This window comes from Blastococcus sp. SYSU DS0619 (assembly GCF_054051035.1).
Genome location: NZ_JBJHAM010000018.1, coordinates 24,952 through 46,068, shown reverse-complemented (window position 1 = coordinate 46,068; position 21,117 = coordinate 24,952). Strand labels below are relative to the sequence as shown.

At 75.3% G+C, this 21,117-nt stretch carries 27 protein-coding genes; 11 read left to right on the top strand and 16 right to left on the bottom strand.

The genetic code is table 11. The annotated features are described in order from the left end of the window. The first annotated feature begins 106 nt into the window (after nucleotides 1-106). Nucleotides 107-610 carry a type II toxin-antitoxin system PemK/MazF family toxin gene (locus tag ACI79T_RS16935; RefSeq protein ID WP_456611253.1) on the top strand — a complete coding sequence of 168 codons (504 nt, stop codon included), beginning with the start codon at nucleotides 107-109 and terminating at the stop codon, nucleotides 608-610. A 9-nt stretch (nucleotides 611-619) separates the two neighbouring features. Here the strand turns inward: ACI79T_RS16935 and ACI79T_RS16930 are convergent, their stop codons facing one another. The 4 genes from ACI79T_RS16930 to ACI79T_RS16915 all read right to left on the bottom strand — a co-directional run bounded on the left by ACI79T_RS16930 (nucleotide 620) and on the right by ACI79T_RS16915 (nucleotide 2,845). Continuing rightward, entirely contained in the window at nucleotides 620-835 is a 216-nt protein-coding gene (locus ACI79T_RS16930; RefSeq protein ID WP_456611252.1) for a hypothetical protein, read from the bottom strand. Between the two features lie 145 nt (nucleotides 836-980). Next, the gene (locus ACI79T_RS16925) at nucleotides 981-2,018 is read right to left on the bottom strand and encodes an AbrB family transcriptional regulator (RefSeq protein ID WP_456611251.1); all 1,038 of its coding nucleotides are present in this window, start codon (nucleotides 2,016-2,018) and stop codon (nucleotides 981-983) included. An 87-nt stretch (nucleotides 2,019-2,105) separates the two neighbouring features. Further along, entirely contained in the window at nucleotides 2,106-2,399 is a 294-nt protein-coding gene (locus ACI79T_RS16920; RefSeq protein WP_456611250.1) for a transcriptional regulator, read from the bottom strand. Next, nucleotides 2,396-2,845, bottom strand: a complete 450-nt coding sequence (locus ACI79T_RS16915; RefSeq protein ID WP_456611249.1) for a hypothetical protein — start codon at nucleotides 2,843-2,845, stop codon at nucleotides 2,396-2,398. Before ACI79T_RS16915 ends, ACI79T_RS16920 begins: the two co-directional genes overlap by 4 nt. Before the next feature lie 105 nt (nucleotides 2,846-2,950). Here ACI79T_RS16915 and cobC point away from each other — a divergent pair, with 105 nt between their 5' ends. Continuing rightward, complete coding sequence (gene cobC / locus ACI79T_RS16910; protein WP_456611248.1) at nucleotides 2,951-4,027, top strand: Rv2231c family pyridoxal phosphate-dependent protein CobC; 1,077 nt, start codon at nucleotides 2,951-2,953, stop codon at nucleotides 4,025-4,027. 11 nt (nucleotides 4,028-4,038) lie between these two features. After that, nucleotides 4,039-5,262: a uroporphyrinogen-III C-methyltransferase gene (gene cobA / locus ACI79T_RS16905; RefSeq protein WP_456611247.1), complete on the top strand. Its 1,224-nt coding sequence runs from the start codon at nucleotides 4,039-4,041 to the stop codon at nucleotides 5,260-5,262. An 11-nt stretch (nucleotides 5,263-5,273) separates the two neighbouring features. On the opposite strand, the gene ACI79T_RS16900 is transcribed toward cobA, so the two are convergent. After that, nucleotides 5,274-5,918 carry a class F sortase gene (locus ACI79T_RS16900; protein ID WP_456611246.1) on the bottom strand — a complete coding sequence of 215 codons (645 nt, stop codon included), beginning with the start codon at nucleotides 5,916-5,918 and terminating at the stop codon, nucleotides 5,274-5,276. Beyond that, nucleotides 5,896-6,723: a hypothetical protein gene (locus ACI79T_RS16895; RefSeq protein WP_456611245.1), complete on the bottom strand. Its 828-nt coding sequence runs from the start codon at nucleotides 6,721-6,723 to the stop codon at nucleotides 5,896-5,898. Before ACI79T_RS16895 ends, ACI79T_RS16900 begins: the two co-directional genes overlap by 23 nt. A gap of 340 nt (nucleotides 6,724-7,063) precedes the next feature. On the opposite strand from ACI79T_RS16895, the gene ACI79T_RS16890 reads away from it, so the two are divergent. Genes ACI79T_RS16890 through ACI79T_RS16880 form a run of 3 tightly spaced genes read left to right on the top strand, consistent with a single transcriptional unit; the run spans nucleotide 7,064 to nucleotide 9,116 of the window. Next, on the top strand, nucleotides 7,064-8,005 hold the full coding sequence (locus tag ACI79T_RS16890; protein WP_456611244.1) for an ABC transporter ATP-binding protein: 942 nt from the start codon (nucleotides 7,064-7,066) through the stop codon (nucleotides 8,003-8,005). Next, the gene (locus tag ACI79T_RS16885) at nucleotides 8,002-8,856 is read left to right on the top strand and encodes an ABC transporter permease (protein WP_456611243.1); all 855 of its coding nucleotides are present in this window, start codon (nucleotides 8,002-8,004) and stop codon (nucleotides 8,854-8,856) included. Before ACI79T_RS16890 ends, ACI79T_RS16885 begins: the two co-directional genes overlap by 4 nt. Further along, the gene (locus tag ACI79T_RS16880) at nucleotides 8,853-9,116 is read left to right on the top strand and encodes a helix-turn-helix transcriptional regulator (RefSeq protein WP_456611242.1); all 264 of its coding nucleotides are present in this window, start codon (nucleotides 8,853-8,855) and stop codon (nucleotides 9,114-9,116) included. The genes ACI79T_RS16885 and ACI79T_RS16880 overlap by 4 nt, the downstream gene beginning before the upstream one ends. Before the next feature lie 18 nt (nucleotides 9,117-9,134). Here the strand turns inward: ACI79T_RS16880 and ygiD are convergent, their stop codons facing one another. After that, complete coding sequence (gene ygiD / locus ACI79T_RS16875) at nucleotides 9,135-9,986, bottom strand: 4,5-DOPA-extradiol-dioxygenase (protein ID WP_456611241.1); 852 nt, start codon at nucleotides 9,984-9,986, stop codon at nucleotides 9,135-9,137. A gap of 79 nt (nucleotides 9,987-10,065) precedes the next feature. Further along, nucleotides 10,066-10,773 carry a (2Fe-2S)-binding protein gene (locus ACI79T_RS16870; protein ID WP_456611240.1) on the bottom strand — a complete coding sequence of 236 codons (708 nt, stop codon included), beginning with the start codon at nucleotides 10,771-10,773 and terminating at the stop codon, nucleotides 10,066-10,068. Between the two features lie 133 nt (nucleotides 10,774-10,906). Between ACI79T_RS16870 and acs the strand changes: the two genes are divergently transcribed. From acs to ACI79T_RS16855, 3 genes are all read left to right on the top strand, one after another. Further along, nucleotides 10,907-12,853 carry an acetate--CoA ligase gene (acs, locus tag ACI79T_RS16865; protein WP_456611239.1) on the top strand — a complete coding sequence of 649 codons (1,947 nt, stop codon included), beginning with the start codon at nucleotides 10,907-10,909 and terminating at the stop codon, nucleotides 12,851-12,853. Between the two features lie 178 nt (nucleotides 12,854-13,031). Beyond that, the gene (locus tag ACI79T_RS16860; RefSeq protein WP_456611238.1) at nucleotides 13,032-13,532 is read left to right on the top strand and encodes a phage holin family protein; all 501 of its coding nucleotides are present in this window, start codon (nucleotides 13,032-13,034) and stop codon (nucleotides 13,530-13,532) included. 5 nt (nucleotides 13,533-13,537) lie between these two features. Next, nucleotides 13,538-14,467 carry an alpha/beta fold hydrolase gene (locus ACI79T_RS16855; RefSeq protein ID WP_456611237.1) on the top strand — a complete coding sequence of 310 codons (930 nt, stop codon included), beginning with the start codon at nucleotides 13,538-13,540 and terminating at the stop codon, nucleotides 14,465-14,467. A 22-nt stretch (nucleotides 14,468-14,489) separates the two neighbouring features. Here the strand turns inward: ACI79T_RS16855 and ACI79T_RS16850 are convergent, their stop codons facing one another. Genes ACI79T_RS16850 through nth form a run of 5 tightly spaced genes read right to left on the bottom strand, consistent with a single transcriptional unit; the run spans nucleotide 14,490 to nucleotide 18,272 of the window. Continuing rightward, nucleotides 14,490-15,671 carry a MarP family serine protease gene (locus ACI79T_RS16850; protein WP_456611236.1) on the bottom strand — a complete coding sequence of 394 codons (1,182 nt, stop codon included), beginning with the start codon at nucleotides 15,669-15,671 and terminating at the stop codon, nucleotides 14,490-14,492. A 6-nt stretch (nucleotides 15,672-15,677) separates the two neighbouring features. Further along, nucleotides 15,678-16,124: a cupredoxin domain-containing protein gene (locus ACI79T_RS16845; RefSeq protein ID WP_456611235.1), complete on the bottom strand. Its 447-nt coding sequence runs from the start codon at nucleotides 16,122-16,124 to the stop codon at nucleotides 15,678-15,680. After that, the gene (locus tag ACI79T_RS16840; RefSeq protein WP_456611234.1) at nucleotides 16,121-16,882 is read right to left on the bottom strand and encodes an NUDIX hydrolase; all 762 of its coding nucleotides are present in this window, start codon (nucleotides 16,880-16,882) and stop codon (nucleotides 16,121-16,123) included. The genes ACI79T_RS16845 and ACI79T_RS16840 overlap by 4 nt, the downstream gene beginning before the upstream one ends. Beyond that, nucleotides 16,879-17,472, bottom strand: a complete 594-nt coding sequence (locus ACI79T_RS16835) for a TlpA family protein disulfide reductase (RefSeq protein WP_456611233.1) — start codon at nucleotides 17,470-17,472, stop codon at nucleotides 16,879-16,881. The genes ACI79T_RS16840 and ACI79T_RS16835 overlap by 4 nt, the downstream gene beginning before the upstream one ends. Beyond that, on the bottom strand, nucleotides 17,472-18,272 hold the full coding sequence (gene nth / locus ACI79T_RS16830; RefSeq protein ID WP_456611232.1) for an endonuclease III: 801 nt from the start codon (nucleotides 18,270-18,272) through the stop codon (nucleotides 17,472-17,474). Before nth ends, ACI79T_RS16835 begins: the two co-directional genes overlap by 1 nt. Before the next feature lie 100 nt (nucleotides 18,273-18,372). On the opposite strand from nth, the gene ACI79T_RS16825 reads away from it, so the two are divergent. Together ACI79T_RS16825 and ACI79T_RS16820 are read left to right on the top strand one after the other, a co-directional pair. Next, nucleotides 18,373-18,615: a hypothetical protein gene (locus ACI79T_RS16825; protein ID WP_456611231.1), complete on the top strand. Its 243-nt coding sequence runs from the start codon at nucleotides 18,373-18,375 to the stop codon at nucleotides 18,613-18,615. Nucleotides 18,616-18,759: 144 nt separating this feature from the next. Beyond that, nucleotides 18,760-19,434: a Crp/Fnr family transcriptional regulator gene (locus ACI79T_RS16820; protein WP_456611230.1), complete on the top strand. Its 675-nt coding sequence runs from the start codon at nucleotides 18,760-18,762 to the stop codon at nucleotides 19,432-19,434. Nucleotides 19,435-19,642: 208 nt separating this feature from the next. Here ACI79T_RS16820 and ACI79T_RS16815 read toward each other — a convergent pair whose 3' ends face one another. From ACI79T_RS16815 to ACI79T_RS16805, 3 genes are read right to left on the bottom strand one after another with little or no spacing between them, the layout of a single operon-like run. Beyond that, a complete protein-coding gene (locus ACI79T_RS16815) occupies nucleotides 19,643-20,434 on the bottom strand; it encodes an NUDIX hydrolase (protein ID WP_456611229.1) in 792 nt (263 codons plus the stop codon). After that, nucleotides 20,431-20,910 (bottom strand): RidA family protein, encoded by a 480-nt coding sequence (locus ACI79T_RS16810; RefSeq protein ID WP_456611228.1) that lies wholly within the window; start codon nucleotides 20,908-20,910, stop codon nucleotides 20,431-20,433. Before ACI79T_RS16810 ends, ACI79T_RS16815 begins: the two co-directional genes overlap by 4 nt. Next, the gene (locus ACI79T_RS16805; RefSeq protein ID WP_456611227.1) at nucleotides 20,907-21,077 is read right to left on the bottom strand and encodes a hypothetical protein; all 171 of its coding nucleotides are present in this window, start codon (nucleotides 21,075-21,077) and stop codon (nucleotides 20,907-20,909) included. The genes ACI79T_RS16810 and ACI79T_RS16805 overlap by 4 nt, the downstream gene beginning before the upstream one ends. Between the last annotated feature and the right edge of the window lie 40 nt (nucleotides 21,078-21,117).

Below are 21,117 nucleotides of genomic sequence, written 5' to 3'. Positions count from 1 at the left end.
GGAGCCAACCCCGAACGTGACCGATTGGTGCCGATGAGTCACGTGTGGCACCACGTGACGTTCCCGTGCCCTGACGCGTCCGGAGGCGCTCCGTACGGTGCAGTCCATGGCAGCTGCGCGGCGACCGGTCCGGACGGCGGTGCGTGCGGTCGGCCGGGTGCTCGGGGCGCTGCGGCGGGCTCCCCGCGCCGGTGCCGTCGTGCGCCGGACGTCGTCCGCCCCGCCCGCCCCCGACGTCAGCTACCGGCCGCACGCCGACGACCGCCCCGACCCCGGCGAGGTGGTGTGGGCCTGGGTGCCGTACGAGGAGGACGACGGCCGGGGCAAGGACCGCCCGGTGCTGGTGATCGGCCGGCGCGGCGACCAGCTGCTGGGCCTGATGCTCAGCAGCCGGGACCACGACCGGGACGCCGCCGACGAGGCCCGCCACGGCCGGCGGTGGACCGACGTGGGGACGGGCGCCTGGGATCCGCGCGGGCGCCCCAGCGAGGTGCGCCTGGACCGGCTGCTGGTGCTGGACCCGGCGACGGTCCGCCGGGAGGGCGCCGCGCTGGACCGCACCCGGTTCGACCGCGTGGTCGGCGAGGCGCGCCGCGTGCAGGGCTGGTGAGCGCCGCGGTCAGTCCGCGGCCGACTCGTCCCGGGCCGGCCGGCGGGCCTGCGGGCGCAGGTTGTAGACGCCGACGCCGTCGCTGAGCGGCTCCAGGTCGTACCGGTGCACGACCTTCGGCCCGCCGTGCAGGTGCACGTGGGTCACCGTCGGCAGCGGATCGCCGTGCCGGGCCTCGCGGATCTCGACCCGCCCGTCGAGGGGACCGCCGACGTACAGCAGCACCGAGTCGTCGGTGCCGGCCTCCGCTGCGGCTGGCTTCTGCTCGGACAGCTGGGTCTCCTCCCCCTCGTGCGCCGGTCCACGAGAGTAGGCGCGCCACGGCCGTCCGTCAGGCTCGGCCGGCCCACGGGTCAGCTCCCGGGCCGCCTCACGCGGGGTGCGACCGCCGGAGCCAGCGCGCCACCAGCGGGGCGCTGAAGAGCATGACGAACAGCCGCAGCACCTGGACCGCCAGCACGAACGTCGTGTCGGCGCCCGAGCCGCGCGCGGTGGCCAGCACCGCGTACAGGCCGCCCGGCGTGGTGGCGAGGTACCCGTCCAGCGCCGTCGCCCCGGTGAGCGCGGCGAGCAGGCTCCCGAGGCCGGCGCAGGCGACCACCAGGACCAGGATGATCGCCAGCGCGAGCGGCAGGGCCCGGCCGATCCCCCGGAGGCTGTCGCGGGTGAAGCTCACCCCCACCTGCAGCCCGATCACCAGGAACGCCGCGCTCTCCACGACGGCGGGCACCTCCGCCCCGCGGGAGAGCCCGGTGAGGTCGGCGACCGCGGCGGCGACCAGCGGACCCAGCAGCGCGGCGACGGGCACCCGCAGCAGCCGCCCTCCGGCCAGCCCGGCGACCGCGCAGGCGACCGTGAACAGCAGGCCGGCGGGCCAGCCCGCACCGCTCTCCCCGGGCACCAGCCCCGGGCCGGCGGTGGCGCCGTAGGCGGTGGCGGCGACGACGGGCATCAGCAGCACGATGAGCAGCACCCGCAGGTACTGCATGACCGCCACCATGCGCTCGTCGGCGCCGAGGTCCCGGGCCATCACCACGATCCCGGAGGCGCCGCCGGCGATCATCGCGAACGCACCGGTGACCGGGCTGATGCCGCGCTGCAGCCGCAGCGCCACCCCGGCCAGCAGGCTGAGCAGCAGCGTCGCGACGGTGACCAGCAGGACGGGCAGCCAGTCGGCGGCCAGCGCCCGCAGCGTGCCGAGGTCGACCAGCGCGCCCAGGGCGACCCCGATGACCGCCTGCCCCGCCGTGGTGGCGCGCTCGGGCACGCGCGCCGGGGACCGCACGGCCAGCGCGCGGACCAGGCCGGCGACCAGCCCGCCGAACAGGGCCGGCGACGGCAGCCGGGCGAGCTCCAGCAGCAGGCCCAGCCCCACCGCACCGGCGACGACGAGGGCCGCGTCCAGCACCCTCGCGCCCCGTCCGCCCCGCACCCGTCCCCCGTTCCGTCCGCCGGCGCACACTCTGCCGGTGCGCCGGGCACGCCGCGCGGGGGGTCAGCCCCCGGTGATCCGGCGCAGCTCGGCGACGTGCGCGTCGAAGGCCCGCCGGCCCTCGGCGGTGAGCGCGAGGCTGGTGCGCACGCGGGAGGCGCGGGTGGCCTTGCGCACCTGCACGTAACCGGCCTCCTCCAGCTGGCGCACGTGCTTGGAGAGCACCGAGTCGCTCACGCCGACCTGGTCGCGCACCGTCGCGAAGTCCATCGCGTCGACGACGGCGAGCAGCCCGCACACCTGGAGGCGGGGCGGCGCATGGATCACCGGGTCGAACCGCGGCGCGACGGCGGTCACAGCTCGCCGCGGAGCTCGGCGACGTAGATCCGCGTCCACCAGCGGCTGACCAGCGCGACGCCGACGCCGCAGGCCGCCGACACCCCGAGCACCAGCCACGGCAGGTCGAGGAAGGCGTCGAGCAACGCGGCGACGACCCAGCTGACGCAGCACCAGAACCACACCGTCGTCGCCCGCTGGGTCGGACCGGGCCGCAGGCCGTTGACCCACATGCCGGTGAGCCGCCGGTAGACGGTCACCAGCCCCCAGCAGCCGGCCAGGAACACCAGCCCGGCGCCGCCGATCAGCCACCAGTTGTGGGTCGCGTAGCTGCCCAGGAAGGCGAAGACGAGGACTCCGAGGAGCACGTCGTACCACCACGGCTGGACCACGCGTCCGGCCAGCGCCGCCCGGTCGGCCCGCAGGGCGTCCAGCTGGCTGCGGGCGTCGACCTCGTCGCTTTCCATGTCGGAAAGAGTGGCCCCGGCTTTCCGGTTCGTCAAGTCACGCCACACGCCTGTTACACGCCCGTGGTCGAATGGCCGGACGAGCGACGACCGCGAAGAGGAGACGTGACGGATCTGCGGCACCACGGGGACGCCGAGCTGGCCCCCGGCCTGATCGACCTCGCCGTCAACGTGCGGGCCGGTACGCCGCCGCCGTGGCTCCGGGCGGTTCTCCACGACGCGGTGGACCGCAGCGCCGGCTACCCCGACGCCGGTCCGGCGCGGGCCGCGGTCGCCGCGGCCCACGGGCGCGACCCGGCCGAGGTGCTGCTCACCGCGGGTGCCGCCGAGGCGTTCGTGCTGCTCGCCCGCGCGCTGCGCCCCCGGCGGGCCGTCGTCGTCCACCCGTCCTTCACCGAGCCGGAGGCCGCGCTCCGGACCGCCGGGCACCCGGTCACCCGGCTGCTGCTCTCCCCCGCCGACGGCTACCGGCTCGACCCCGCCGCCGTCCCCGACGACGCCGACCTCGTCGTCCTGGGGAACCCGACCAACCCCACCTCGGTGCTGCACCCGGCCGCCCAGGTGGCGGCCCTGGCCCGCCCGGGCCGGGTGGTCCTGGTGGACGAGGCGTTCGCCGACACCGTCCCCGGCGAGCCCGGGTCGCTCGCCGGCCGGTCCGACCTGCCCGGGCTGCTCGTGGTGCGCAGCCTGACCAAGACGTGGGGCCTGGCCGGGTTGCGGGTGGGCTACGCCCTCGGCCCGCCGGAGCTCGTCGCGGCCATGGCCGACCAGCAGCCGCCGTGGCCGGTCAGCACGCCCGCCCTCGCCGCGCTGGTGGCGTGCAGCACCCCCGCCGCCCGCGCCGAGGCGCACGAGGCGGCCGTCGCGCTGTCCGCGGACCGGGCGGCCCTGCTCGCCGCCCTCCCGCCGGACGTGGTGGCGCTCGGCGAGCCGCGCTCCTCGTTCGTCCTGCTCCACCTGCCCGACGGTGCGCGGGTGCGCGCCGCGCTGCGGGACGCGGGCTGGGCCGTGCGCCGGGGCGACTCCTTCCCGGGCCTCACCACCGACCACCTGCGGGTCGCGGTGCGGGATCCCGGCACCTCCCGTGCGTTCGCCCGGACCCTCGCTGAGATCCTGTCGGGGACGCACGGGCCCGGCTCCGCACGGGAGTCCGCCCCCGTCGTCACCGAGGAGTTCCGCTGAACGCCACCCCGGTGCCCCCCGGATCGGGCACGGTCTACCCGGTCGGGCTGCGCCTGCGCGACCGGCTGGTCGTGGTGGTGGGCGGCGGCCGGGTGGCCCACCGGCGCGTCGCCGGCCTGCTGGAGGCGCGCGCCCGCGTGACCGTCGTCAGCCCGGAGGTGACGCCGGCGCTCGAGTCGCTCGCCACCGCCGGGGGCGCGACCTGGCACCGGCGGACCTACCGGCCCGGCGACCTCGACGGGGCCTGGTACGCCGTCGCCGCGACCGACGACCCCACGGTCAACGCGGCCGTGGCGGAGGAGGCCGAGCGGGCACGCATCTTCTGCGCCCGGGCCGACGACCGCGCGGCGTCCAGCGTCTGGACGCCGGCCGTCGGGCGGCAGGGTGACCTGGTCATCGGCGTCCACGGCGGCGGCGACCCCCAGCGGGCCATCGGCGTGCGGGACGCGATCGTCGCCGGGCTGACCGACGGCAGCGTGGGCGACCGGGTGGCCCGTCCCGCCGTGGGCGGCAGCGTGGTCCTCGTCGGCGGTGGCCCCGGCGACCCGGGGCTGATCACGGTGCGCGGCCGGCAGGCGCTGGCGCACGCCGACGTCGTCGTCGCCGACCACCTGGGCCCCCAGTCGCTGCTCGCCTCGCTGCCCCCCGAGGTGGAGGTCGTCGACGCCTCGAAGCTGCCCCGCGGCCGGTCGATGGCACAGGAGCGGATCAACGCGCTGCTGGTGGAGCACGCGCGGGCCGGCAAGCGGGTGGTGCGGCTCAAGGGCGGGGACCCGTTCGTCTTCGGCCGCGGCTTCGAGGAGCTGCAGGCGTGCACCGCCGCCGGCATCCCGGTCGAGGTGGTCCCCGGCATCACCAGCGCCGTCGCCGTCCCCGCGCTGGCCGGCATCCCGGTCACCCACCGCGGGCTGACCCACGAGTTCGTCGTCGTCTCCGGCCATCTGCCGCCCGGGCATCCGCAGTCCCTGGTCGACTGGGCGGCGCTGGGCCGGTTGCGCGGCACGCTGGTCGTGCTCATGGGCGTGGAGACCGCCCCGGCCATCGCCGCCGCGCTGGTCGAGCACGGCCGGGCACCGGAGACCCCGGTCGCGGTGGTCAGCGACGGCTCCACGGCCGCCCAGCGCACGGTCCGCACCACGCTGGCCGAGCTGCCGCGCACCATCGCGGCCGAGGGCGTCCGCCCGCCGGCGGTATGGGTCGTCGGCGAGGTGGCCGGCCTCGCCGGCGACGGCTGAACCGCCCCCCGTCAGCCGCCCGCGGTCACGGTCGCGAAGACGACGGTGTTGTCGGTGCTGGTCCCGGCGGCGTCGTCGTACTCGCCACCGCAGGTGACCAGCGCGAGGTCCGCCCCCTCCGGGTGCCCGTTGAGGGCGTCGGCGAGCGCGCTGGTCGACTTGTCCAGACCGGTCAGCGGATCGCCCAGGACCGCCAGCCGGAGCACCGCGCCGGCACTGTCGCGCAGCAGCACCTCGTCGCCGGGACGCAGCTCGTGCAGCCGGTTGAAGACCCCGGGCCCACCGTCCTGCTGGTGGCCGAGGACCACCGCCATCTGCCCTGACCCCGGGGCCGGCCCGTCGGACCACCACGACGTCGTCCCCATCGACTCGGGCACGCCGTACCCCTCGACGGTCCGCCCGGTGAACGGGTTCTCGTAGGTCACCGTGCCGCGCGACTCCACGACGGTGTCCACGCCGATCGCCGGGATCACCAGGCCGGCCGGGACGATCGGCCCGGCGGCCGCTACCTCCGAGACCGCCGGGGCGGCTACGGCGTCGCCGGCACCGGCCGGGCCCGGGCGGGCGGTCACGACCCAGAGCACCGCCAGGCCGGCCGCCAGGACGACGAGGAAGGCGCCGGCGGTCCGCAGGTCAGCGCTGCGGATCGGCCGCACGCCACTGCCTCCGGTACGCGGCCACGCCGGCGCCCGTGCCGGCCGCGAGCAGCAGCGCGCCGCCGAGCCCGACCGGGAGCGCGTCGGCGCCGTCGTCCTCGACGCCCGTCGGCGCGTAGCCGGGGTAGACGACGGGGTGGGCGACCGGTTCCGCCGCCGGCGGGGCCGGGGCGGCCGGCGCCGCCGGGACGTGCGGCGGCTCGGGGCTCGCCGGAGGGGCCTCCTCCGCCGGGAGCGCCGGCACGCAGGCCGGGAGCGTCTCCGCGAGCAGCGTCAGCCCCTCGACGATCGACGACTCCTGCAGGGTCGCCGGGTCGAGCGCGCCCTGCAGCTGCTCACCCAGGCCAAGGAGCCCGTCCAGACCCCCACCCGCCAGCCCCTCGAGCGCCTCCTGCAGCTCCCCGGCCAGCGCCTCGAGCTCGGCGGGGAGCTCGGCCAGGCCGCCGACGACGAGCTCCAGGCTCTGCGTGACGCCGTCGACGCAGTCCTGCGGGAGGTGCAGCGCCGCGGCGAGCTGCTGCAGCGCCGACTCGAACCCGGCGGGCAGCTGCAGGGGCACCCCGGAACCCGTGCCGGGGTCGACCGCCCCCTCGCCGGCGCCGGGAACCCCCGGCAGCAGGCCGGTGTCCCCGCCGGGCGCTCCCGGCAGGGGGCCGGCGTCGCCGCCGGGCACGCCCGGCAGCAGGCCCGCGTCCCCGCCGCCGGTCAGGCCCTCGAGCAGGTCGGTCAGCGGCTGCAGCGGCTCCGGCGCGGCCGGCTCCTCGGCCCGCGCGAGGCCCGGGACGACCACGAGCGCTGCGGCCATGCCGGAGACGATCAGCGCCCGGCGGCCGTGCGGCCTCGGCGAGCGGGGATGGAACTGCGACGACATGGCGGACCTCCGGCAACAGGGCGTGCGTGCATCACTGCCGGGCGGAACGACGTGCGGACCCGACCGGTCACGCACGCCCCTGACCCGCCCCGAGTGTCATGACTACCCGTTGTCATTTGTTTACCGATACCGCATGCAGACAGGTAGTCGGTGCCGCACGGCGCGGCGGCGGCGAGCCGGGGCGACGATCCCGCGCCTGAGTACTTGTACTGCCGATGTAGCACTCCTACTATCACCGCGTCCGAGCAGGGAACCCCGTCCAGGTGGTGTCGCGATGAGTCCAGCCCCCGAGCACGGCGCAGCGGTCGAGCCGGCGATCTCTGTCCGCGGGTTGCGGATGACCTACGGGGAGCACGCCGTCCTCAGCGGCGTGGACCTCGACGTGCACGCCGGGGAGGTCGTCTGCCTGCTCGGCCCCAACGGCGCCGGCAAGACGACGACCATCGAGATCCTCGAGGGGTTCCGGCTGCCCTCCGCCGGCGAGGTGCGCGTCCTCGGCGAGGACCCGGCCGAGGGCGGGGACGCCTGGCGCGCCCGCGTCGGCGTGGTCCTCCAGTCGTGGCGCGACCACGCGCGCTGGACGCCGCGCCGGCTCCTGGAGCAGCTCGGCGGCTACTTCTCCCCCTACGCCACGGCGGACCGGCCGCGGCCCTACGAGGTCGACTGGCTGTTGCGCACCGTCGGCCTCACCGAGAACGCCGACCGGAAGATCGGCACGCTCTCCGGCGGCCAGCGGCGCCGGCTCGACGTCGCGGTGGGCATCATCGGCCGGCCGGAGATGCTCTTCCTCGACGAGCCGACCGCGGGCCTGGACCCGCAGGCGCGCCGCGACTTCCACGACCTCGTGCACCGGCTGGCCGACCTCGAGGGCACCAGCATCCTGCTCACGACGCACGACCTGGCCGAGGCCGAGCGGCTGGCCGACCGGATCCTCATCCTGGTCAACGGCCGGATCGTCGCCGACGGCAGCGCCGATGCCCTCACCCGCCAGGTGGCGGGCAACGCGGAGGTCCGCTGGGCCTGCGACGGCGAACGGTTCGTGCACGCCACGGCCGACCCGACCCGGTTCGTCCGCGACCTGTTCCGGCAGCACGGGGACCGGATCGCCGACCTGGAGGTCCGCCGGGCGAACCTCGAGGACACCTACATCGCCATGGTCCAGCGGTTCGAGTCCGGCGACCGCACCGCACCGCAGCTCGCGGAGGTCTCCCGATGAACCCCACCCGGAACGCCGTCTCCCTCGGCCTGCGGCGCGGCTGGACGGAATTCGTGCTCAGCCTGCGCAGCCCCCAGGACCAGGGCTTCTACCTCTTCATGGGGGTCGGCACCCTGTCCTACCTGTGGTTCAGCCGCGACACCGAGCTCGAGGGCACCGGGCTGCTGCTGCCCACGTTCGCCCTGCCCAGCATCCTCGGTGCGCTGATCGCGTTCGGCGTGGTCATCGGCCCCGCGTACGCGCTCGCCATGGAGCGGGAGGACGGCACGCTGCTGCGGCACAAGGCGCTGCCGCACGGGATGCAGGGGTACGTGACGGGGCAGCTGCTGTACCACTCGCTCGGGCTGGTCCCCCTGCTGCTGGTCATCCTGGTGCCGAGCTTCCTGCTGTTCGACGACGTCATGAGCAACGGGGCCGCCGGCTGGGCCACCGTCGTCTGGGTGGTCGTGCTCGGCCTGCTGGCCACCCTGCCGCTCGGCATGATCATCGGCTCGGTCGTCCCGAGCGTCCAGAAGGTCGGCACCTGGGGGATGCTGCCGATCATCGTGCTGAGCGCGATCTCGGGGATCTTCTTCCCGATCCAGGCGATGTGGGGCTGGCTGCAGACCGTGGCCCAGGTCTTCCCGATCTACTGGATCGGCCTCGGCATGCGCTCGGCCTTCCTGCCCGACGCCGCGGTCACCGTCGAGCTGGGGGACTCCTGGCGCACCGGCATGACCGTGCTGGTGCTCTCCGCCTGGGCGGTGTTCGGCATGCTGGTCACGCCGCGGGTGCTGCGGCGGATGGCCCGGCGGCAGTCGGGCTCCCAGGTCCAGCAGGCCAAGGAGGCCGCGCTCCAGTGGGTCAAGTGACCGGGGAACGCCCCGGGGACGCCGTCTACAACCGGATCGCGCTGCTGCGGGCCGAGCACGGGGTGTCCCGGCGGGAGCTGGCCGACGCCCTGGGGGTCCACTACCAGACGGTCGGCTACCTGGAGCGCGGCGAGTACAACCCCAGCCTGCACCTGGCGCTCCGCCTCGCGGAGTTCTTCGACCTGCCGGTGGAGACGATCTTCTCCACCCGCCCGTTCCCGCGCATCACCGACGCCCACCGCCCCGCCGCCACCGGCTGAGGGCCGCCGGTCCCCCGCTCAGATGTTGGCGCCGTCCGGCGGTGGCCCCTCCGGCAGGGCCGCCGCGACGCCGGACCCCGACAGCTCGGGGGCATCCATGCCCACGGTGTAGGAGGTCATCGACAGCGAGCCGTAGGCGTAGCCGTCGACCAGCACGTCGACGGGGGCGTCGGTGGCCCCCGCCATGCCGGCCACGTAGAGCAGCGGCAGGAAGTGGTCCGGCGTCGGGACGGCGAGGTCGAAGTCGCGGTGCCCGTCGAGGCGACCGGCGTCGGTCGGGTCGGTGAGCATGCACTCCTTGGCCGCCTCGTCGAACCGCTGCGCCCAGTCGAACCCGGCGTCGGGCAGCGCCCGGCTCACCCCGCCGAGGTTGTGCACCACGTTCCCGCTGCCGATCACCAGCACACCGTCCTCGCGCAACGGAGCCAGGGCCGCGCCCAGCTGGAGGTGGTAGTCGAACGACTTGAGCGCGTTGATCGACAGCTGCACGACCGGGATGTCGGCGTCCGGGAACGCGTGGGCCAGCACCGACCAGGCGCCGTGGTCGATGCCCCAGCTGTCGCGGTCGGCCCCCACCCAGGTGGGGTGCACGATGTCGGCCACCTCCTCGTACAGCTCCGGCAGCCCCGGCGGCTCGTACCGGACGTCGAAGAGCTCGCGCGGGAAGCCGAAGAAGTCGTGGATGGTGCGCGGCCGCGGCATCGCGGTGACCGCCGTCGCCTGCACGTACCAGTGCGCGGAGACGACCAGGATCGCCCGCGGCCGGGGCACCGACCGGCCGAACGCGCGCCAGGCCTCGGTGTACCGGTTGCTCTCCAGCGCGTTCATCGGGTTGCCGTGGCCGAGGAACGCGGCAGGCATCACGGGCATCGCTGACCTCCCTCGGGATCGCCGGGTCCCTCGATCATCTCCCGCACGCTGCCGCGCGGCGAGACGCACCCCGCCCTGCTCAGCGCAGCAGGCGGGTCGCGGCGTCCTCGAGCAGCACCCGGCGCTCCGCCGGCGGCCGGCGCGGGCAGGACGCGCAGGTGGGGCCGTAGGGCAGCCGGTCCACCAGGCAGCAGGACACCCGGGCGGTGAACCGCGCGCCCGCGACGTCGACGTAGCGGGGCCCCGGGAGGGGGAACCCGACGGCGGCGGCCAGCGGCGCGGCCAGCGCGGTGACCGCCGGGACGTCGCCCAGCGCACGGCCGAGCGCCAGCAGCCCGTTGGCCAGCGAGTCCGCCGCGATGCCCCACAGCGGCCGCTGCCGCATCCGGCCCGCCTCGGCCAGCGCCGGGACGAACACCTCGAGGCACTCCCGCACACCGGCCGCGGGATCACCGCCCGCCGCCGCCGACACCGCCGCCACCGGCAGCCCGCCGGGGCCTAGGTGCACGGTCGTGTCCGCGGGACGGGCCGACAGCGGACGCCCCGCGGCCAGGCCCGCCAGCACCGGGGCGAGGAGCACCGCCGAGGCCGAGTACCACCACACCGTCGCGTGCACCCGGAGGTCGCCGGCCCGCTGGCGGGCGGCCCGGGCGGCCAGCAGCTCGCCGAGCCGGCGGGGGTCGGCCAGCTGCTCCGCCGGCACGGCCACGGCGCCCGCCGGGGCGACCAGGCCCAGGCCTGCGGCGCCCGGGATGCGGGCGGCGACCTGCGCCTGCGGACCGCTCACCGGGTCAGTGTGGCCGGTCGTCGCTCCGCACGTCGCGTGGGGCAGACGACCGGGCGCTACGGCCATACGGTGTGTCGTGGCACACGCTGCACCGCCGCAGACGGCACGCGGCGCCGGACTCGGGAGGGACCCCATGAGCGAGACGACCCAGGTGCACGGCCGGAGCTTCGACCCGCCCGAGGCCCTCGCGGCCCAGGCGAACGTCGGCCCCGACGTCTACGACGAGGCCGCTCGCGACCGGCTGGCGTTCTGGGAGTCCGCGGCGCGCCGGCTGACCTGGGAGCAGGAGTGGGACACGGTCCTGGACTGGAGCAACCCACCCTTCGCCAAGTGGTTCGTCGGCGGCAAGCTCAACGTGGCCTACAACTGCGTCGACCGGCACGTCGAGGACGGGCACGGCGACCAGGTCGCCTACCACTGGGAGGGCGAGCCCGGCGACACCCGGACGATCACCTACGCGCAGCTGAAGGACGAGGTCTGCCGGGCCGCGAACGCCCTCACCGAGCTCGGCGTCACCGCCGGTGACCGCGTCGCCATCTACATGCCGATGATCCCCGAGGCGATCATCGCGATGCTGGCCTGCGCCCGCATCGGCGCCGTCCACATGGTCGTCTTCGGCGGCTTCTCCGCCGACGCCCTCGCCAGCCGGCTCGACGACGCCGGCGCCGTCCTGGTCATCACCTCCGACGGCGGGTACCGCCGGGGCGCGCCCAGCGCGCTCAAGCCGGCGGTCGACGAGGCGGTCGACCGCAGCCCGGGCGTCCGCAACGTCCTGGTCGTCAAGCGGACCGAGCAGGAGGTGGCGTGGACCGACGGCCGCGACCTCTGGTGGGACGACGCCGTGGGCCGGCAGTCCACCGAGCACGAGTGCGACTTCTTCGACGCCGAGCACCCGCTCTACATCATGTACACCTCGGGGACGACGGCGAAGCCGAAGGGCATCCTGCACACCAGCGGCGGCTACCTCACCCAGGTCGCCTACACCCACTGGGCGACCTTCGACCTCAAGCCCGACACCGACGTCTTCTGGACCGCCGCCGACGTCGGCTGGGTCACCGGGCACAGCTACATCGTCTACGGCCCGCTGGCCAACCGGGCCACCTCGGTCATGTACGAGGGGACGCCGGAGACCCCGCACCGCGGCCGCTGGTTCGAGCTGATCCAGAAGTACGGCGTCACGATCCTGTACACCGCGCCGACGGTCATCCGCACGTTCATGAAGTGGGGCGAGGACGTCCCGGCCGGCTTCGACCTCTCCTCGCTGCGGCTGCTCGGCTCGGTCGGCGAGCCGATCAACCCCGAGGCCTGGCTCTGGTACCACGAGCACATCGGGGGCGGCCGCTGCCCGATCATGGACACCTGGTGGCAGACCGAGACCGGCGGGCACATGCTCACCCCGCTGCCGGGGGTCACCAGCCTGACCCCGGGCTCGGCGCAGCACCCCTTCCCGGGCATCTCGGCGAAGGTGGTCGACGACGAGGGCACCGAGCTCACCGACGACTCCACCGGTCTGCTCGTGCTCACCGAGCCGTGGCCGGCGATGCTCCGCACCATCTGGGGGGACGACGACCGGTACGTCGACACCTACTGGTCCCGCTTCGGGAAGAACGTCTACTTCGCCGGCGACGGCGCCAAGAAGGACGCCGAGGGCAACATCTGGCTGCTCGGCCGGGTCGACGACGTCATGAACGTGTCCGGCCACCGCATCTCCACCACCGAGGTGGAGTCCTCGCTGGTCGGGCACCCGACGGTCGCCGAGGCCGCCGTCGTCGGCGCCAGCGATCCGACCACCGGGCAGGGCATCGTCGCCTTCGTCATCCTCCGCGGGAACGCCGAGGACTCCGGCGAGGAGCTGGTGCAGACCCTGCGCACGCACGTCGCCCGCGACATCGGCCCGATCGCCAAGCCGCGCCAGATCATGGTGGTGCAGGAGCTGCCCAAGACCCGGTCCGGGAAGATCATGCGCCGGCTGCTGCGCGACATCGCCGAGAACCGCGAGCTGGGCGACGTCACCACGCTCACCGACTCCTCGGTGATGAACATGATCAAGGACAAGCTGCCGGCCGCTCCGGCCGAGTAGCCGGCCTCCGGCCCGGCTCCCCGCCCGCGCGGGGAGCCGGGCACGAGGGCGCCCACGCCCCCGTCGGGGGAGCCGGGAGGGCGGGACCGGCCGTCGTGGGGCACGATTCCGGTGACCAGGAGTGCATCCGCCGTACGCGTCGGGAGCCCCGAACGCAGGACCGAAGGAGGAGCCACCCGTGGCCCACAGTGTGTCGTCGACCCGCCCCGACGGAGCCAGCGCAGCCGTCGAGCCCTCCATCGGCACGCTCGTGCAGAGTGCGATGGCCGACGTCTCGACGCTGGTGCGCAACGAGATCGAGCTCGCCAAGGCCGAGATCGGGGCGTCGGCGAAGAAGGGTGGCATCGGCGCCGCCTCGTTCGCCGCGGCCGGCGTCTTCGCCGCCTTCGCCGGCATCTTCTTCTTCATCGCCCTGGCCGAGTTCCTCACCTGGCTGGGCCTGGCCCGGTGGATCTCCTACGCCATCGTCTTCCTGCTGCTGATCGCGCTGGCCGGCATCGCGGCGCTGGTGGGCAAGAAGATGATCAAGAAGATCGAGAAGCCCGAGCGGACGATGGAGTCGCTGCGCGAGCTGCCCGACGTCATGCACCGCGAGGCCCCCGGTGCCCGGCACCGCGAGGTCCCGGTCGTCAGCGGCGGCAAGGTCGAGCTGCGCACCAACGAGCCCTACCGGGTCTGAGGCCGGTGACCGTCCCCCCGGACGGCCGTCCCGACGCCACGAGCGTCCTGCTCCCGGGCCCCTGGACCCACCGCGACATCTCCGCCAACGGCGTGCGCCTGCACGCGGCGGAGGCCGGCGAGGGGCCGCTGGTCCTGCTGCTGCACGGCTTCCCGCAGTTCTGGTGGACGTGGCGCGCGCAGCTGACCGCCCTGGCCGACGCCGGCTTCCACGCGGTGGCGCCGGACCTGCGCGGCTACGGGGCCAGCGACAAGCCGCCCCGCGGGTACGACCTGCCCACCCTCTCCGCCGACGTCGCAGCGCTGGTGCGGGCGCTCGGGGAGCGCGAGGCCGTGGTGGTCGGCCACGACTGGGGCGGTCTGCTGGGCTGGACGATGGCCGCCCTCCACCCCCGGGTGGTGCGGCGGCTCGTCGTCGTCTCGATGGCCCACCCCCGGCTGCTGCGCGCCGGGATGGCCCGGCGCCGGCAGCGCCGGGCGCTGCGGCACGCCCTCGGCTTCCAGGTGCCGCGGCTGCCCGAGCGCCGGCTGACCCGCCCGGACGACGACCCGGTGGCCGACCTGATGCAGCGCTGGGCCGGCCCGGACTGGGCCCGCACCGCCGACTTCGCCGCCGCCGTGGACCGGTACCGCTCGGCGGCGCGCATCCCGCAGGCCGCCTACGGCGCGATGGAGTACTACCGGTGGGCCGGCCGGTCGCAGGTGCGGCCCGACGGCCTCCGTTACGCACGCCGGATGGCGGCGCCGATCACCGCGCCGACGCTGCAGCTGCACGGCGCGCTGGACCCGTACGTGCTGCCGGAGACGGCCCGGGGGTCCGGCCGGTACGTCGCAGGCGCCTACGAGTGGCGCGAGCTGCCCGGGATCGGCCACTTCCCGCAGGAGGAGGTCCCGGCCACGGTCAGCCGGGCCGTCGCGGACTGGGCCGGCCGCTAGCCGACGTGCCGGCCCGGCCCGGCTACTCGCAGGGGCCGGTACCGACCTCGGCCAGGGACCGGCTGCCCTGCGCCGCCGCCTCGGCCACCTGCGGGCCGGTGAGCGCGTAGCCGGTGTCCGGGTCGTCGATCGCCGAGGCGAAGACGACGCCGAGGACGCTGCCGTCGGGCGCGAACAGCGGGCCACCGGAGTTGCCGGCGCGCACCTGGCCGTAGAGGGCGTACACGTCGCGGACGACGGTCTGCGTGTTCCGGAAGTCGGGTCCGCTGATCTCGCCGCGGTCCCGGACGCGGGCCGGGCCGACGTAGAAGGGGCCACCCCCGGGGTAGCCCATGATGATCGCGTCGTCGCCCGAGTCGGCCGGCAGCGACGTGAAGCGCAGCGGCACCTGCGGCAGGCCCGGCACCGCGAGCACCGCCACGTCGATCTCCTCGTCGACCAGGACGGGGACGGCGTCGTACTCCTCGCCCTCCGCGAGGACGACCGGGTCGGTGACGCCGGCCAGCACGTGGGCGTTGGTCATGACCCGCTCCGGGGCGTAGACGAAGCCCGACCCGTCGATCTGCCGGGAGCAGGACGGGGCGACGCCACGGATCTTGACCACCGATCCCTCGACCGAGGTGACCACCTCGCTGTTCCGCAGCTCCGGGTCCGGCGCCGGGACGGCACGGGCATCGGTCGGGGTCAGCGGACCGAGGACGTCGGGCAGCCCGCGCCGGTCGATGGCCTCGCGGAGGTCCTCGTAGACGGCGCGGACCGCGTCGGGCACCGCCCGGTCGACGGCCTGAACCAGCGCCGACTGCCGGACCTGGCTGGCCACCTGCGGGAACGGCGAGCTGGCCAGGGGCGAGGCCACCATCCAGGCGACCAGCAGCACCGACGCCGCCGACACCACCGCACCGGCGACCGAGTCGACCATCTTGGCCGGCTCCCAGGTGACCCGGGAGCGCACCGCCCGCCCCACCGCGCCGGCCAGGATCTGGCCCAGGAGCGCCGCGGCCAGCACCACGACCAGCGCGGCGAAGACCCGCGTGACGCTGGACCCGTCGATCCGGTCGGCCACCGGCCCCGCCAGCTGCGCGCCGAGCACGGCGCCGCCCAGGAAGCCGAGGATCGAGGTGGCCGAGACGAGCAGCCCCTGGCGGAAACCGGAGAGCGCGAACAGCAGGGCGAGGACGATCAGGACCAGGTCGACGATGGACACCGCCGGCTACTCGCGGACCGTCATCGTGCCCACCTGCCCGAGCTGCAGGTGGAAGGTGCAGGCGAACGGGTACTCCCCCGGCGTCGTCACCTCGAACTCGATGGTCTCCTCCTGCCCGGGGGCGAGGAAAGCGATGCCGGCGTCGATCGGGGCCGGCAGCTCGTCGTCGGTGTACTCGAGGTTGTGGGTCATCTGCTCGGCGGCGTTGACCACCGTGAGCCGCACCTGCCCGGGGTCGACGGTGAACCGGTCGGGGTAGAACTCGTAGTCGTCCCTGGTCTCGACGGTGACCTCCTGGACGCCGTCGGCCGCGACGGTCACCTCACCCAGGCCCTCGGTGGACGGTGCCGTCGGCGCCGCTTCCTCGGTGCCCCCGCAGCCGGTCAGCACGCCGGCGACCAGGGCGGCCCCGACGCCGACCGCGGCGGCCCGCTGCCACATCCACGCGCTCATCGGGGCCGAACCGTACGCGTCGGGGCGCCGTCGGGCGCGGGATCGGCCACCGTCGGCGCGGCGGCGTCCCCTGCCTCGTCGCCGTCCCCGGAACCCGGCAGGGTGTAGGGCCGCAGCATCGACGCGGGGATCGGCCGGACGTCACGCTCGTCCCAGGGGCGGGCGAGGCCGGCCGCCTCGAGGATCGCCTCCAGCAGCCCGGCCGTGAAGCCCCAGACCAGCATGTCCGCGACCGCGAAGGCCGGCCCGACGTAGCCCGACGGGTGCCGCACCCGGAACCGGTTGCCCGGGTCGGCCAGCTCGGCGAGGGGCACCCGCGCCACGCGGGCGACCTCGTGCGGATCGCCGACGCTCACGTCGCGCGGGTCGTCCCACCAGCCCACCACCGGTACGACCAGCCGGTCCGACGGCGGCAGGTAGAGCTCCTGCAGGGTCGCGAGCACCCGCACGCCGTCCGGGTCGATCCCGGCCTCCTCGTGCGCCTCGCGCAACGCCGTCCCCACCGGGTAGTCGTCCCCGGGATCGGCCCCGCCGCCCGGGAAGGCCGGCTGGCCGGCGTGGCTGCGCAGGTGCGCGGACTTCTCGATGAGCAGCACGTCGGGGCCGGCCGGGCCCTCGCCGAACAGGATCAGCACCGCCGACCGCCGGGCGGTCGCGGTGGCCGCCGGCATGCGGTGCCGCAGCGGCAGGTCGGCGGCGGCGTCCAGCAGCCGGTGGAGGTACTCCGGGAGCCCGTCGACGTCCGGCCCGGCGGTCACAGCTGCACGCCGAGGTGCTCGGCGACCAGGCCCCGGAGCTCGTCGAGCGAGGAGACCGGGCCCGCCTCGGTGTGCACCAGCGCGCCGTCGGCGTCGACGAAGTAGGTGAACGGCAGCACGTTGACGCCGAGCTCCGCCATCAGCTCCCCCGTGCCGTCGAAGGCGCTGGGGAACGTCACCCCGGCGTCCTCGGCGAACGACGCCGCCTGCGGCAGCCCGTCCTTGCTGATGACGCCGACCACCCGCACCCGGTCACCGGCGACCTCGGCGAACTCCTGCAGGATCGGCATCTCCTCGCGGCACGGCGGGCACCAGCTGCCCCACAGGTTGACGACCATCGGGGTGCCCGGCGCCCGGGCCAGGTCGAGCGAACCGCCGCCGGGGCAGTCGAAGGCGAGCGCGGGCAACCGCTCGGCGCCCGCGGCCTCGGCGTCGGGCTGCTCGGGGCAGGCGACCAGCGCGGCGCCCGGCGCGGCGGTGGACGGCGCCGCGGCGGTGCCGTCGTCGCCCGCGGTCCCCTCGTCGCCGGCGGTGCAGCCGCCGAGCAGGACGGCGGCGACCAGGCCGAGCAGCGGCAGGACCCGACGCATCACAGGGTGTCCGACGCGGACGGGGTCTTCACGAGCGCCAGCGCGACCTCCGGGTCGACCGGGCCGATGCCGAACGACGGGCACCACTGCGCCAGCCCGCACGCGCCGCAGGCGGCCTTCTTGGCGTGGCACACCCGCCGCCCGTGGAAGATCACCCGGTGGCTGAAGTCGGTCCACTCCTTCTTCGGCACCAGCTGCGCGACCTCGGCCTCGACCTTGACCGGGTCCTCCTCCGCGGTCCAGCCGAACCGGCGCACGAGCCGGCCGAAGTGGGTGTCGACCGTCAGCCCCGGGACGCCGAAGGCGTTGCCGAGGACGACGTTCGCCGTCTTGCGGCCGACCCCCGGCAGGGTGACCAGGTCGGCCATCCGGGCCGGCACCTCGCCGTCGAAGCGCTCGACCAGTGCCTGGCTCAGGCCCAGCACCGAGTTCGCCTTGGCCCGGAAGAAGCCGGTGGGCTTGAGGACGGCCTCGAGCTCCTCGCGGTCCGCACCGGCGAGGGCGACCGCGTCCGGGTACCTCGCGAAGAGCGTCGGCGTCACCTTGTTGACCATCTTGTCGGTGGTCTGCGCCGAGAGGACGGTGGCGACCAGCAGCTCGAAGGCGTTGGTGAAGTCCAGCTCGCAGTGGGCGTCGGGGTGGATCACCGCCAGCTCGCGGGCCATCCGCCGCGCGCGGCGGGTCCGGCCCAGCGGCGTCTCGCCCGGGTCGAACGGAGAGGCGCCGGTGAGCGCCGCGCGGGTGGGGCGGCGGGCCCGGGTGGGGCGCGCGTAGGCCGGTGGGGACGCGGGTGCGGACACGCGGTCGAGGGTAGGCGGCCCTGCCGACCCTCTTCTGCCGTGCCACCATGGAGGCCGGACCGCTCCCCCCGGTTCCGCCGACGACGCAGAGGAGGTCGGGATGGTCGCCCTCAGTGTCATCCTGTTCCCACCGCTGCTGATCGCGTTCCTGCTGGTCATGGAGCGGGTCGAGGAACCCCTCCGCCGTCCGGCGTCCCCCCGCGAGGTCAGCGAGTTCCTGAACACGGCGACGCCGGGCGAGGTGAGCACCCTCGCCAGCTCGGGTCTCCGGCGGGCGCTGTCCCGCTGGCGCCGCCGCCGCAGCGGTGGCCGTCGGCGGTCCGAGAACCCCCCGATGGTCTGAGCCCGCGACGCGCCGTGAGCGCCGTCTATCGCTCCGACGGGGGAGCTCCCGGCCCACCGAACGGGTGACCGACCGCACAGACGCCTAGACTCGCTCCGGGCGCGGGCATCCCTGCGTCCTGCAGACAGTGTGAGAGGACGTGCAGTGGACGAGGTGCTGGCTCAGTCGGGGCTCTTCCAGGGGCTCTCCGAGGACGCGGTGGACCCCGTCATCAGCCGACTCGAGACGACCACGCTCCCCCGGGGCCGGGTGGTCTTCAACGAGGGTGAGCCGGGCGACAGCCTCTACATCGTCATGACCGGCAAGATCAAGCTCTCCCGCCGCTCGCCCGACGGGCGGGAGAACGTGCTCGCGGTCATGGGCCCGTCCGACCAGTTCGGCGAGCTGTCGGTCTTCGACCCGGGCCCGCGCACCGCCACCGCGACCGCGGTCACCGACGTGAAGCTGGCCCGCATGCCGCAGTCGGTGCTGCTGCCGTGGATCGAGGCGCACCCGGAGATCGGCGAGCAGCTGCTGCGCGTGCTGGCCCGCCGCCTGCGCCGTACCAACGACTCCGTCGCCGACCTGATCTTCACCGACGTCCCCGGCCGCGTGGCCAAGGCGCTGCTGCAGATGGCCGACCGCTTCGGCAGCCGCGACTCCGACGGGCTGCGGGTCAAGCACGACCTCACCCAGGAGGAGCTGGCCCAGCTGGTCGGTGCCTCGCGCGAGACGGTGAACAAGGCGCTGGCCGACTTCGTGCACCGCGGCTGGATCCAGCTGCAGGGCAAGTCCGTCGTCGTCCTCGACGAGGAGCGCCTGCGCCGCCGCGCGCGCTGACGTCGCACGCACGTCGAACCCGAGAGGCCCGGAACCGTTGCGGTTCCGGGCCTCTCGGGTTCGACGGCTGCGTCCGCCCCGCTCGGCGCAGCCGGGACGGCGCCTGGCCGCGGTGTCGTGCCGAGTGGGCCCGGAGGGTCCGCGCAGGCACGACTCAACGGCTCAGCGGCAGCCGGGACGGCACCTGGCCGCGGTGTGATCCGGAGGATCACGAAGGGAGCGGCACCGCCAGGCGGATGCGGGTGCCGTCGGGGAGGACGGCCCAGCGGCCCTCGGGGGTCTCCTCGAACCGCGGGCTGATCGGGTGCAACGGGTCCGGCGGGGAGCCGGCCAGGGCGGCGGCGACGTCCGGGAAGGCGATCAGCTGGCCGAGGGTGTGCGACGTCGGCGGCAGCATCGGCCGGGTGCCGGCGTCCAGCTCGGCCAGCGCCGCGGCCGGGGGCAGCCAGGCGGCCTCGTCGGCCTCGCCGGAGACGTCCCGCGCCTCCTGGCCGACCGGCAGCGCCGCGGCGAAGAACTTGGTGTCGTAGCGCCGGGGCTCCACCGGCGGGGTGATCCAGTGCGCGAAGGGGCGCAGCAGGTCCGACCGGAGCACGAGGCCGCGATCGGCCAGCAGCCCGGCCAGGGAGAGCTGCCGGCTGAGCAGCGCCTGGCGCTGCTCCTCCCAGTCGTTCCCGGAGACGTCCGGGACGACGGTCCCGTCGGGCAGCCCGGCCAGCAGCACGCCGGCCTCCTCGAACGTCTCGCGCACCGCGGCGCACACCAGCTCGCGGGCCGTGCGCTCGTCGCACCCGAACGCCGTCGCCCACTGCTCGGGCGCCGGACCGGTCCAGCCGATCTCGGTGTCCCCGTCCCGGGGGTCGACGCCGCCGCCGGGGTAGGCGGTCATCCCGCCGGCGAAGGGCATGCCCTTGGTCCGGCGGAGCAGGTAGACCTCGAGCCCGGGCGCCCCGTCCCGCAGCAACAGGACCGTGGCCGCCTGCTTCGGCTCAGCACTCACCGCAGTTCGACGGTGAGCTCGACCTCCACGGGGGCGCCCAGCGGCAGCTCGGCCACCCCCACCGCGCTGCGGGCGTGCTTCCCCGCCTCGCCGAAGATCCGGCCCAGCAGCTCGCTGGCGCCGTTGACCACCCGCGGCTGACCGGTGAAGCCCTCGACGCTGGCCACGTAGCCCACGACGCGCACGACGCGGGCGACCGAGTCCAGCCCGACGAGGTCGTCGACGGCGGCGAGCGCGTTGAGGGCGCAGACCTTGGCGTCCGCCGCGGCCGCCTCGGCGTCGACGGAGCCGCCCACCTTGCCGGTGCGGCGCAGCCCGCCGTCGACGAAGGGCAGCTGGCCGGAGGTGAACACCAGCGAGCCGGCGCGCACCGCCGGGACGTAGGCGGCGACCGGCGCGGCCACCGGCGGCAGGCGGATGCCGAGCTCGGCGAGCCGGGCGTGCCAGCTCGGGGCCGGATCGGGGGCGGCGGTCATACCGGGCGCTTGAGGTAGGCGACCAGCTGCTCGGCCCCGCCGGGACCCGGGAGCACCGTCACGAGCTCCCACCCGTCGACGCCCCAGGAGTCGAGGATCGCCTTGGTGTTGTGGACCAGCAGGGGGATGGTCGCGTACTCCCACTTCTGGCGGGCGGCTTCGCTCATGGGCGCGACGCTACTGCAGCCGCGGGCCGCGGTGGGCATC

Coding starts and splice junctions, on each gene's coding strand:
- ACI79T_RS16935 (WP_456611253.1), top strand. CDS start 107: ATGGCAGCTGCGCGGCGACCGGTCCGGACGGCGGTGCGTGCGGTCGGC.
- ACI79T_RS16915 (WP_456611249.1), bottom strand. CDS start 2,845: ATGGAAAGCGACGAGGTCGACGCCCGCAGCCAGCTGGACGCCCTGCGG.
- ACI79T_RS16895 (WP_456611245.1), bottom strand. CDS start 6,723: ATGGCCGCAGCGCTCGTGGTCGTCCCGGGCCTCGCGCGGGCCGAGGAG.
- ACI79T_RS16890 (WP_456611244.1), top strand. CDS start 7,064: ATGAGTCCAGCCCCCGAGCACGGCGCAGCGGTCGAGCCGGCGATCTCT.
- ACI79T_RS16885 (WP_456611243.1), top strand. CDS start 8,002: ATGAACCCCACCCGGAACGCCGTCTCCCTCGGCCTGCGGCGCGGCTGG.
- ygiD (WP_456611241.1), bottom strand. CDS start 9,986: ATGCCCGTGATGCCTGCCGCGTTCCTCGGCCACGGCAACCCGATGAAC.
- acs (WP_456611239.1), top strand. CDS start 10,907: ATGAGCGAGACGACCCAGGTGCACGGCCGGAGCTTCGACCCGCCCGAG.
- ACI79T_RS16845 (WP_456611235.1), bottom strand. CDS start 16,124: ATGAGCGCGTGGATGTGGCAGCGGGCCGCCGCGGTCGGCGTCGGGGCC.
- ACI79T_RS16835 (WP_456611233.1), bottom strand. CDS start 17,472: ATGCGTCGGGTCCTGCCGCTGCTCGGCCTGGTCGCCGCCGTCCTGCTC.
- ACI79T_RS16825 (WP_456611231.1), top strand. CDS start 18,373: ATGGTCGCCCTCAGTGTCATCCTGTTCCCACCGCTGCTGATCGCGTTC.
- ACI79T_RS16810 (WP_456611228.1), bottom strand. CDS start 20,910: ATGACCGCCGCCCCCGATCCGGCCCCGAGCTGGCACGCCCGGCTCGCC.
- ACI79T_RS16805 (WP_456611227.1), bottom strand. CDS start 21,077: ATGAGCGAAGCCGCCCGCCAGAAGTGGGAGTACGCGACCATCCCCCTG.